Origin of the sequence: Streptomyces sp. P9-2B-2, assembly GCF_030406865.1 — a bacterium.
Lineage (GTDB): Bacteria > Actinomycetota > Actinomycetes > Streptomycetales > Streptomycetaceae > Streptomyces > Streptomyces platensis.
Genome location: NZ_CP129126.1, coordinates 5,989,252 through 6,001,146 on the forward strand (window position 1 = coordinate 5,989,252; position 11,895 = coordinate 6,001,146).

4 protein-coding genes are annotated in these 11,895 nt (G+C 74.4%); 3 read left to right on the forward strand and 1 reads right to left on the reverse strand.

Going from position 1 to position 11,895, the window contains the following annotated elements; translation table 11 throughout:
- Nucleotides 1-95: 95 nt before the first annotated feature.
- Nucleotides 96-2,711 carry a lysylphosphatidylglycerol synthase transmembrane domain-containing protein gene (locus tag QT196_RS26495; RefSeq protein ID WP_248001660.1) on the reverse strand — a complete coding sequence of 872 codons (2,616 nt, stop codon included), beginning with the start codon at nt 2,709-2,711 and terminating at the stop codon, nt 96-98.
- Between the two features lie 590 nt (nt 2,712-3,301).
- Between QT196_RS26495 and QT196_RS26500 the strand changes: the two genes are divergently transcribed.
- The 3 genes from QT196_RS26500 (at nt 3,302) to QT196_RS26510 (ending at nt 11,894) form a co-directional block, all read left to right on the forward strand.
- Entirely contained in the window at nt 3,302-3,694 is a 393-nt protein-coding gene (locus QT196_RS26500; RefSeq protein WP_290355851.1) for an MGMT family protein, read from the forward strand.
- 296 nt (nt 3,695-3,990) lie between these two features.
- Entirely contained in the window at nt 3,991-7,578 is a 3,588-nt protein-coding gene (locus QT196_RS26505) for an ATP-dependent DNA helicase (RefSeq protein ID WP_290355852.1), read from the forward strand.
- Between the two features lie 536 nt (nt 7,579-8,114).
- Nucleotides 8,115-11,894, forward strand: coding sequence for a UvrD-helicase domain-containing protein (locus QT196_RS26510; protein WP_290355853.1), 3,780 nt, complete (start codon nt 8,115-8,117; stop codon nt 11,892-11,894).
- Nucleotide 11,895: the final 1 nt, after the last annotated feature.

Below are 11,895 nucleotides of genomic sequence, written 5' to 3' on the forward strand. Positions count from 1 at the left end.
CCGCACCATGCGAAGGGCGCCGGTCCGTGTTCTGCGGACCGGCGCCTTCGCGCGGTGTACGGGAGGTAAGGCCGGCCCGTGCCCGGCGCCCGCGCTCAGATCTCGCCCTTGCGCGTCAGATACGTGAAGGCCACCCAGCCCGGCAGCACCGGCAGCCAGAACACCATCAGCCGGAACAGCAGCACCGCCGGGAACGCCACATCACCGGCGAGCCCGGCAACGGTCAGCGCACCGAACAGCGCGCCCTCGACGGCACCCACACCACCCGGTGTCGGCGCGGCCGACCCCAGCGCGTTACCGGCCAGGAAGGCCACCGCGATACTCGCGTAGCTGATCGTGTCGCCGCCGCCGAACGCCCGGATGGAGGCGTCCAGACACATCACGTTCGCCGCCGTCAGCAGCAGCATCCCGCCGATGCCGGTGGCCAGCTTCCCCGGTCGCTGGAGAATGTCCAGCATCCGGGGGACCACCCCCGCGAACAGCGACCGCACCCGCGTCGAGACGAACTTCCGCAGCGTCGGCACCGCCGTGACGACCAGCACCAGCACCGCCACGGTCAGCAGCCCGGCGATGACCGTACGGGACGGCGAGATCGTCGGGGTCCGTTCGGTGCCCGTCAGATAGCCGAAGATGAGCAGCAGCAGGATGTGGCTGCCCAGCCCGAACAGCTGGGAGGCCCCGACGCTCGCCACCGCCAGGCCGGGACGGACCCCCGCGCGCTGGAGGAAGCGGGTGTTGAGCGCCACCCCGCCGATCGCCGCGGGCGCCACCAGCTTCACGAAGTTGCCCGCGATCTGCGCGATGACCGTCCTGACGAACGACACCTTCTCCGTGACGAACCCCAGCAGGCTCATCGCCGCCGCGATATATGTCAGCCCCGAGAAGCCCACCGCGACCAGCACCCACATCCACTGGGCCTTGCTGATCAGATCGCTGAAGTTGAAGTGGGTGAGCTGGGACAGCAGCAGATAGACCGCGAACGCACCGGCGATCCAGCTGAGCAGGATGCGCGGGCTGAGCCGCTCCAGCTTCGCCGGCTCGATCACCGCCGCCGGGCGGATCAGCAGCACCTGCCGCCGGATCTGCGCCAGCAGATCCTCCTCACGGGCCTCCTCGGACGCCTCGTCCAGGGCCCGCTTCTCGGCGTTCTTCTCCGCGTGCCGCTCGGCCCGGAGCGTCTTGCGGTCCTTCGTACCCGCCGCGTCCCGGGCCTCCCGCGCCTCCTTGGCGGCCTGCGACGCCTCCAGCACCGCCTCCCGCTCCCGCGCGGCCCGCTCCCGGGCCAGCTGGCGGAGCGTCGCGCGGGTGGTGCGGCTCAGCGCGATCGGCTGGAGCAGCGGCAGACTGTCGGCGACCGCGTCCGGGCCCAGCACCTCGACGGCCGCGGCCACCGCACGCTCGGCACCGACCCGCAGCCCGCAGGTGGCCAGCAGCTGCGCGATGTCCATCCGCAGCACCAGATCACCGGCCGCGATCTCCCCGCCGCGCAGCTCGGTCAGCACGATGTCGCCGGCGCGGTCCACCAGCAGCGCGTCCCCGACCAGCCGCCGGTGCGCGATCCGCCGGGACTGGAGCGCCTCGACCTGCCGCCAGGCGCTGTGCATCAGCGCGTCGGTGATCTCCTCGTCGGCGAGCGAGTCGAAGCTGCGGCCGCCGATGTGCTCGTAGACCAGCATCACCGCGTCCGGGCCGAGCTCGGAGGTGGCGATCAGCTTGGGGGCGTGCGCCCCGGCCGCGATGGCCGCGTACGCCAGCAGCGCCTCCTGCTCCAGCGCCTGGCGCAGCGACTGGAGACTGCGGCGCTGATTGATGCCGCGCAGCGACAGCCGCCGCCACACGCGGTAGAAGAAGCCCTGCGCCTGCTGCTCGCGGTCGACGACGGTGACATCGATCGGCGGGCCGTCCTCCAGGGTGACGAGGTAGCGGCGCCCGCGGTCGGCGTGCTCGGACTGCTCCGCGCCGGCCGCGTCCTCCGCGCGCAGGGCGGAGACCGGGTGGAAGCCGACCCGGCGCAGCCCCGCGAGGAGGTTCTGGCCGGTGGGGCGGACGTTGGGGGAGCCGACGGCGTAGAGGGTGCCGTAGGCGACGGTCCAGCCGATCAGCACGGTCGTGACGATCGCGAACGGGGTGGTGTACCGCCCGACCAGCACCGCGAACGAGTCCAGCAGCAGCACGCACCACATCGCGACCCGCCAACGGGGCCGCCGGGACATCCCCACCGCCGTCATATAGGCGATCACCGGCGCCAGATAGCTGTGCACCGGAGCGGAGAGGGCGCCGTTGTCCAGGGTCTGGGTCAGCGCGTCCCGGATGGAGGGCGGGGCGGCCTCGGCCACCCACAGGTCGGTGGCCAGCGACACCCCGTGGGCGAGGACGGCGGCGAGCACCCCGTCCGCGATCCGCAGCCCGTCCCGCTTGATCAGCCGCTCGACGGCGAACGCCACCGGCACGATCAGCACCGCGACGCTGGAGGTCAGCCCGGCCAGATTGATCAGCAGCGGGGGCGCCGCCTTCGCGCCGCTGCCGATGTCGTTCTCCAGGCCCTGGGTGGTGCCGTGGGCGAACGTGGCGAGCCCGAGGACGAGCGCGATCCCGGCGATGCCGAGCAGCAGCCGCAGCAGGTCGGAGGGCCGGTGCACCCGCGCGGGCAGCAGCGGCTCGTCGCCGGAGACCCGGTCGACATGGAACTCGCCGTACTCGTCGGCGCTCAGATCGGCACGGTGCGAGCCCGTACGGGGCTTGCTCCGGGCCGCGCCGGACGGCTGCTCCTCGCCCTGGTCGTGCCGGACGTGCTCCTCCGCGGGCTGCGTGTGCTCCCGCTCCTCCTCCTGCCCCTCGGTTGGCTCGGGCTCCCTGGGCCCTTCCGGCCTCTGGGACGCCCCGGGTCGTTCGGCCTTCTCGATCGTGCTCGCCTTTTCGGTAGCGGAGGCCGTGACCGGCTCCCGTTGGTGCTTCCCCTGTGGTGCCACCTGCTGCCGCTCGGGCCGCTCGGTCACAGCGGCCGGTCCGGGCGCGGTGCGGGCGGCGTCGACGGCCAGCGCCTCAGGGGCGCCCGCCTCCCGTGGAGGCGCCGCACCCTGCTGCTCGGCCGTCTCTTCTTGATCTCGTATCACCAGTCACCGTCCGGAAGATGGTGGCACGACCGACCGGTGGAGGAGGGCATCAGGGTGCATTTCGGGGGTGCGGGAAGCGGAACATCCTCCCCCGCACCACGGCTGACGACGCCTTGCCGCCGACCTCCGCGGGGTACGGGACCGTGTGTCCGCTCCCATTGTCGGTGCCGTGCGGCAGGATGGACCGAATGAGTGGGACCGGAGAGACAGGGGCGGGTGAGCTGCCGCCCTACGCGGAGCGGGTCCTCGCCGTCGCCGAGCTGATCCCGGCGGGCCGGGTGATGACGTACGGGGACGTCGTGGAGTGGCTCCGGGACGAGGAACCGCCCGCCGGGCTCCCGGAGACGGGCGCCGGCGGGCCCCGCCAAGTCGGGCGGGTGATGGCGCTCTACGGCGGCGCGGTGCCCTGGTGGCGGGTGGTGCGCGCGGACGGCCGGCTGCTGCCCGGCAGCGAACTGCGCGCACTGGCCCACTACCGGGAGGAAGACACCCCCCTGCGCACCGCCGCGCGGGAGGCCGACGACCACATACCCCGGCTCGACATGCGCCGGGCCCGCTGGGACGGGCAGCCGGGCGGCTAGGGCGGGTCCGCACGTCCCGTCCGGCTCGCCCTCCGGGCGGACGACGGGGTGGTGCGGAGACGCCCCCGGCACCGGCGGCGGTGCGCGACGGCTCGTGGGACGCGCTGCGGCCCGGGCGCCGACTGGCGTAGCGTCGGGCACTGCCGTCACGGCGACGGCCCCGCCGCGCACCACGCAGCCGGACCGTCCCCCAGGACGGCGGCCGCGGCGCGGCGCTCCTCCGGAGACCGTCCGGGGGACCCCCCTCGCACCACCCCTGCACCACGACAAGCACTTCCTCAGGACCGGCGATCCACGTGAGTTCCTCCTTCTCGGCCGCCCCGCCGACGCAGCCCCACCGGGCGGCGCGGCGGGCTGCCGCCGGCGCGTACCGCCTGGTGCGCACCCCGCCGGGGCGGGTGGCTCCTCCTGTCCTGGACGCGGCCCAGCGAGCCGTGGTTGACCACCGGCACGGGCCGCTGCTGGTACTGGCCGGTCCGGGCACCGGCAAGACCACCACCCTGGTGGAGTCGGTGGCCCGCCGGGTACGGGCCGGTGCCGACCCCGAGCGGATCCTCGTCCTCACCTTCAGCCGCAAGGCCGCCGTCGAACTCCGTGACCGGCTCGCGGCCCGGCTGGCCGTTCTGGAGGGGCAGTCCGACGGGGTGCCCGGTACGGCGGGCGGCGCCCGGCGGGCGGGCATCCCGCAGGCGACGACCTTCCACTCCTTCTGCTACGCCCTGGTCCGCGCCCACCAGGACGCCGACCTCTTCGCCGATCCCGTGCGGCTGCTGTCCGGACCCGAGCAGGACCTCGTGGTCCGCGAGCTCCTCGAAGGGCAGGCGGAGCTGGCCGGCGCCGGCCGCGCCCAGGTGAGCTGGCCGGACGAACTGCGGGCCTGCCTGACCACCCGCGGCTTCGCCGACGAGGTCCGCGCGGTCCTCGCCCGCAGCCGCGAACTGGGCCTGGGCCCCGAGGCCCTCGGCGCCTTCGCCCGGCGCACCGGCCGCCCCGACTGGAGCGCCGCGGCCGCCTTCCTCGCCGAATACCTCGACGTCCTGGACGGCCAGGGCGTCCTGGACTACGCCGAACTGGTGCACCGCGCCGTGCTGCTCGCCGGGCAGTCCGACGTCGCGGCGCAGCTGGCCGCCGCCTATGACGCGGTCTACGTCGACGAGTACCAGGACACCGACGTCGCCCAGGTACGGCTGCTGCACGCGCTCGCCGGCAACCACGGAGCCACCGGCACTCCGGGCTCCCCGGGCCGCACCCTCGTCGCCTTCGGCGACCCCGACCAGTCGATCTACGCCTTCCGGGGCGCCGACGTCAACGGCATCCTCGACTTCCCCGAGACCTTCCGGCGCGGCGACGGCACCCCCGCCCCGGTGGCCGTACTCGGCACCTCCCGGCGCTCCGGCGCCACCCTGCTCGCCGCCACCCGGCTGCTCACCCGCCGGATGCCGCTCACCCGCCTGCCCGCCCAGAAGGTCCGCGCCCACCGCGAGCCCGCGCCCGTACGGGACGGCGGCCGCGTCGAGGTGTACACATACCCGACGCCCGGCGCCGAACTCGACAACATCGCCGACATCCTGCGGCGCGCCCACCTGGAGGACGGGGTGCCCTGGCGCGAGATGGCCGTCCTCGTCCGCGCCGGCGGGCGCTCGCTCCCCGCCGTGCGCCGTGCGCTCACCTCCGCCGGGGTACCGCTCGACATCGACGGCGACGACCTGCCGCTGCGCCACGAACCCGCGGTCGCCCCCCTGCTGACGGCCCTCCGGGCGGCGGCACGGGCGGCGCTGGGGCAGGAGGCGGTTGATGGTGTGGGTGTTGATCGTGCGGCTGGCGACGGAGCCCCTGGTGACGCCTGGCCTGGTGGGGACGAGCCGGGTGGAGGCGCCTCCGGTGGGGACGAGTCCGGTGGGGACGAAACGGAGGCCGTCGCGGACGAGACGGAACCCGTCGCGGACGAAACGGAACCCGCCGCGGACGCCTCCACCGGGACCGCCCCGGCCCCCGCCGCCCCCCGCTGGCTCGACGCCGAAACCGCGCTCGATCTGCTGGCCTCCCCCCTGGGCGGGATGGACTCCGCCGACCTGCGCCGCCTGGGCCGTGCCCTGCGGGAGGAGGAGCGGGCCGCCGGACAACTACTGCCGCGGCCTTCCGACGAGCTGATCGCCCGGGCGCTCGCCGAGCCCCAGCGCCTGGTCGCCCACGACCCCGCCTACGCGCGCGGTGCCCAGCGGCTCGGTCTGCTGCTGCGCAAGGCCCGCGAACTGCTCGCCGGGGGCGGCACCGCCGAGCAGGCGCTGTGGGAGCTGTGGGACGGCACCTCCTGGCCGCAGCGCCTGGAGCGGGCCGCCCACCGCGGCGGCGCGGCCGGCCGCAACGCCGACCGCGACCTGGACGCCGTCGTCGCCCTGTTCGAGACCGCGGCCCGCGCCGAGGAGCGCACCGGCGGCCGCGGCGCCCTCAACTTCCTGGAGGAACTCGACGCCCAGGACATCGCCGCCGACACCCTCACCCGCCGCGCCGTCCGCCCCGATGCCGTACGGCTGATGACCGCCCACCGTGCCAAGGGCCTGGAATGGCGGCTCGTCGTCGTCGCCGGCGTCCAGGAAGGCCTCTGGCCCGACCTGCGCCGGCGCGGCTCGCTCCTGGAGGCCGACCGGATCGGCCGCGACGGCCTGGCCGAACCGCTCACCCCGGGCGCCCTGCTCGCCGAGGAACGCCGGCTGTTCTATGTGGCCGCCACCCGCGCCCGTGACCGCCTGGTCGTCACCGCCGTGAAGGCCGCGGCCGACGACGGTGACCAGCCGTCCCGTTTCCTGACCGAGCTGGGCGTCACCCCCCAGGACATCACCGGCCGCCCCCGCCGCCCCCTCGCGGTGGCCGCGCTGGTCGCCGAACTGCGTGCCACCACCGTCGACCCCGCCGCCACCCCCGCGCTGCGTGAGGCCGCCGCCCAGCGGCTCGCCAAACTGGCGGCACTGCACGACGACGACCACTACCCCCTGGTACCGGCCGCCCACCCGGACAACTGGTGGGGCCTGCACGAGCCCACCCACAGCAGCGTCCCGCTGCGCGACCGCGACCGCCCCGTGGTCCTCTCCGGCAGCGCCCTCGACCAGCTCGCCAACACCTGCTCCCTCCAGTGGTTCCTGGGCCGCGAGGTCAAGGCGGACACCCCCGCCACCGCCGCCCAGGGCTTCGGCAACGTCGTCCATGTGCTCGCCGACGAGGTCGCTTCCGGCCGCACCCCCGCCGATCTGACCGTCCTCATGGCGCGCCTGGACTCCGTATGGGACGCCCTCGCCTTCGACGCCCCCTGGAAGTCACGCCAGGAGAAGGACCAGGCGCGCGCCGCCCTGGAGCGCTTCCTGCGCTGGCACGTCATGGAACGCGAGACCCGCGGCCGGGACACCGTCGCCACCGAGCACGGCTTCGACCTCACCCTCCGGGCCGGTGCCCATGAGGTCCGTATCCGCGGCAGCATGGACCACGTCTCCCAGGACGCGCAGGGCCGGGCCTATGTCGTCGACTTCAAGACCGGCAAACAGAAACCGACCGGCCCCGAGGTCGCCCGCCACCCCCAGCTCGCTGTCTACCAGCTCGCGGTCCGCGAAGGCGCCGTCGACGAGGCCTTCGACGGCCGCACCCCCGAACCTGGCGGCGCCGAACTGGTCCATCTGCGGCTGGGCGCCCCGCAGAAGGAAGGTGGCGACACGATGCCCGCCGTACAGGCGCAGCCGCCGCCGGACGGCGAATGGATCGGGGAACTGCTCGCCACTGCGGCGGGCCGCGTGCTGGAGGAGCGGTTCACGCCCACCACCGGCACCCACTGCACCCACTGCACCTTCCGCGCCTCGTGCAGCGCCCAGCCGGAGGGGCGGCACATCGTGGAGTGAGGTTCCGCTGCGCTGGGCTGCCTTCCCACGTTTTCGGCTTTCCCGCCGTGTGGGACCTCGCCGTTTGTGGCCCGCTTCGCGGTGCCCCCGCCGTTTCGCTGCGCTTTGCTTCGGCCGACGTTTTCGGCTGTCCCGCCGTTGCGCCTGCGGCGGGCGGGTCCGCTGCGCGGGGCTGTCGGGGTGCGGTGACGGGTCTGCGCGGGTGGGGGTTTCCGGACTGCTTCGCTTTACGTCCGGAACCCCCCACCCGCTCCGACCCGTCCCCTCCCGTTGGAGGGTGGGAAGACGGTCGGTGGGGGCGCATGTTGGTGGTCCGGTGCGCCTTGTCGGTCGCAGTGAACTGGCTACGAGTGGCACGCCCCCACTCACCGTCACTCACTCCCCCAACGGGAGGGGACGGGCCGGAGGGGCAGGCGACAGCCACCCGGCCCGCCGCAGGCGCAACGGCGAGAAACCACCACGGCGGGAAAGCCGAAAACGTGGGAGAGCCGACCCAGCGCAGCGGATTGTCAGTGGCGACCGCTACGGTTTTTGTCGTGTCAGCTCGCCTCACCGACCCCGATCAGCTCAAGGAGCTGCTCGGCATCCCGTTCACCCCGGAGCAGACGGAGTGCATCACCGCCCCGCCCGCCCCGCAGGTCATCGTGGCCGGAGCCGGTTCCGGCAAGACCACGGTCATGGCCGCCCGCGTGGTCTGGCTGGTCGGCACCGGCCAGGTCGCCCCCGAACAGGTCCTCGGGCTGACCTTCACGAACAAGGCCGCCGGCGAACTCGCCGAACGTGTCCGGGCCGCGCTGCTGGCCGCCGGCGTCACCGACCCCGACGCCCTCCCGCCCGCCGACGGCGCTCCCGACCAGCCCCCCGGCGAGCCGCGGATCTCCACCTACCACGCCTTCGCCGGCCAGCTCCTCAAGGACCACGGCCTGCGCATCGGCCTGGAGCCCGGCGCCCGGCTCCTCGCCGACGCCACCCGCTTCCAGCTCGCCGCCCGTACCCTGCGCGCCGCCCCCGGCCCCTACCCGGCGCTCACCACCTCCCTGCCCTCCCTGGTGGAGGACCTCCTCGCCCTGGACGCCGAGCTCGCCGAGCACCTGGTGGACCCCGCCGCGCTCCGCGCCTACGACAGTGACCTCCTCGCCACCCTCGACGGCGTCAAGCTCACCAACGCCGACCTGCGCAAAGCCCCCGAAACCGCCCGCGGCCGCCGGGAACTCCTCGACCTCGTGACGGCCTACCGCAGCGAAAAGCGCCGCCGCGACCTCCTCGACTTCGGCGACCAGATCGCCCACTCCGCGACCCTCGCCACCACCCGCCCGGAAGTCGGCCGCATCCTGCGCGACGAATTCCGCGTCGTCCTGCTCGACGAGTACCAGGACACCTCCGTCGCCCAACGCCTGCTGCTCTCCGGCCTCTTCGGCAACGGCACCGGCCACGCCGTCACTGCCGTCGGCGACCCCTGTCAGGCCATCTACGGCTGGCGCGGCGCCTCCGTGGCCAACTTGGACGACTTCCCCGACCACTTCCCCTTCGAGGACGGCGCCCCCGCCCGCCGGTACGCCCTCAGCGAGAACCGCCGCAGCGGCGGCCGCCTCCTGGACCTCGCCAACGGCCTCGCCGCCCCCCTCCGCCGGATGCACGAAGGCGTCGAAGCGCTGCGCCCCGCCCCCGGCGCCGAGCGCGACGGCCTCGTCCGCTGCGCCCTGCTGCCCACCCACGCCGAAGAACTCAGCTGGCTCGCCGACTCCCTAGCCCACCTCGTCCACACCGGCACCCCGCCCGGGGAGATCGCCGTGCTCTGCCGCACCGCCGGCGACTTCGCCCGCATCCAGGGCGAACTGGTCGCCCGGGACATCCCCGTGGAGGTCGTCGGCCTCTCCGGGCTGCTGCATCTGCCCGAGATCGCCGACCTCGTCGCCGTCTGCGAAGTGCTCCAGGACCCCACCGCCAACGCCGCCCTGGTCCGCCTGCTGATCGGCCCCCGCTGGCGGATCGGCCCCCGCGACCTCGCGCTCCTCGGCCGCCGCGCCCGCACCCTCGTCCACCACGGCGGCCCGTCCGACGACCCCGCACAGCGGCTCGCCGAGGCCGTCGAAGGCGTCGACCCCGCCGAAACCATCTCGCTCGCCGACGCCCTCGACACCTTCCTCGAAGCTGACGGCCCCGACGACGGCCTCCCGTTCTCCGCCGACGCCCGGGTGCGCTTCGCCTACCTCGCCACCGAACTCCGCGACCTGCGCCGCTCCCTGGGCGACCCCCTCATGGACGTGCTCCACCGGGTGCTCGCCGCCACCGGCCTGGAAGTCGAACTGTCCGCCTCCCCGCACGCCCTCGCCGCCCGCCGCCGCGAAACCCTCGGCACCTTCCTCGACATCGCGGCCGGATTCGCCGCCAAACAGGGCGGCGAATCCCTCGACGGCGACGCCACCCTCCTCGCCTTCCTCGGCTTCCTGCGCACCGCCGTCCAGTACGAGAAGGGCCTCGACAGCTCCCTCCCCGGAGGCGACAACACCGTCAAGGTGCTCACCGCCCACAAGTCCAAGGGCCTGGAATGGGACGTCGTCGCCGTCCCCGGCCTGGTCGGCAAGCAATTCCCCAGCGAACAGGCCCGCGAGTCCTGGACCAGCCGTCCCAAGGTCCTCCCGCACGCCCTGCGCGGCGACGCGGCGACCCTCCCCGACGTCGAGGAATGGACCGCCCGCGGCCTGAAATCCTTCAAGGAGGCGATGAAGCACCACCAGGAAACCGAGGAACTCCGCCTCGGCTACGTCACCTTCACCCGCCCCCGCTCCCTGCTCCTCGGCTCCGGCCACTGGTGGGGCCCCCAGCAGAAGCGGCCACGCGGCCCGTCCGTCTTCCTGGAGGCCCTGCGCGAGCACTGCGAAGCCGGCCACGGCGAGATCGAGCACTGGGCCGGGGCCCCCGAGGACGGCGACGAGAACCCGGCCCTCTCCGAGGCCGCCACGGAACAGGCCTGGCCCCTGCCCCTCGACCCCACCGCCACCGCCCGCCGCCGCCGTGCCGCGGCCACGGTCCGCGCCCATCTGGAGCGCAGGACGACGGGCCCGGGAGCGGCCGCCTCCGTACCCGCCGCACCCGCACGGTCCGCCCACGACCCCGACTGGCCGCCGGTCCCGCCGGAGGACCCATGGGACGGCGACCCGTACGAGGCCCCCGAGGCCGACCCGTTCGACCTCCCGGAAGCCGAGCCGTTCGACGAGGCCCCGCCGTACGGCTTCGACGACGCCGCGCCGTACGAGGCGGCCGAGGCCGATCCCTTCGACGCTGATGACCTTGAAGCCGGACCGTTCGAGGACACCAGCTCATTGGGGGACGCCACGGCGCACGCGGACCCGGCGTACGCCACCCCGGAGGCGGAGGCGGAGGCGGAGGCGGAGGCGGAGGCCGAGGCCGAGGCCGAGAGCGGGACCGCCCCCGCTCCCACGGCGAACCCGGTCGCCCCCCGCCCCCGCATCGTCGCCCAGCGCTCCACCGAACCCGACCTCACCGGCCTGCCCGACCCGGCCCACGGGGCCGACGCCACCCACCCCGACGACACGACTCACCCCCACGACACCACCCCCCACCCCCTCCTCCCCGAAGAGCGCCGCATCGTCGGCTCCTGGGACCGCGATCTGGACGCCCTCGCCGCCGAGCTGCGCCGCGCCCGCGCGACCGTCCGGGACGTCCCGCTGCCGTCCGCGCTCAGTGCCACCCAGCTCCTCCGCCTGGCCGCCGACCCGGACGGCTTCGCCCGCGAACTGGCCCGCCCCATGCCGCGCCCGCCCCAGCCCGGCGCCCGCCGCGGCACCCGCTTCCACGCCTGGGTGGAATCCCGCTTCGAAGAACTCACGCTGCCGATGCTCGGCCCCGACGAATTGCCCGGCGCCGAACCGGGCGAGGAGACCGAGATCGTCGACGAGCACGACCTCGAAGCCCTCAAGGAAGCCTTCGCCCGTACGCCGTACGCCCACCGCACCCCCTACCGGGTCGAGGCCCCCTTCCAGCTGACCCTCGCGGGCCGGATGATCCGCGGCCGGATCGACGCCGTCTACAAGGAGCCAGGACCCGACGGCGACCGCTTCGAGATCGTCGACTGGAAAACCGGCCGCGCCCACACCGCCGACCCCCTCCAGCTGGCGATCTACCGCCTCGCCTGGGCCGAGCGCCACGGCCTGGCGCCATCCGCCGTCGACGCCGCCTTCCTCTACGTCCGCACCGGCGAGGTCGTCAGACCCGCCCGGCTCCCCGGCCGGGCCGGACTCGAACGCATCCTCCTCGGCGAGACCGCCGACCTGCCTCCCCCGGAAGGCCGATAGG

Bases quoted from the DNA above. Each gene is read 5' to 3' on its own strand.
- QT196_RS26500 (WP_290355851.1), top strand. From the start codon at position 3,302: ATGAGTGGGACCGGAGAGACAGGGGCGGGTGAGCTGCCGCCCTACGCG.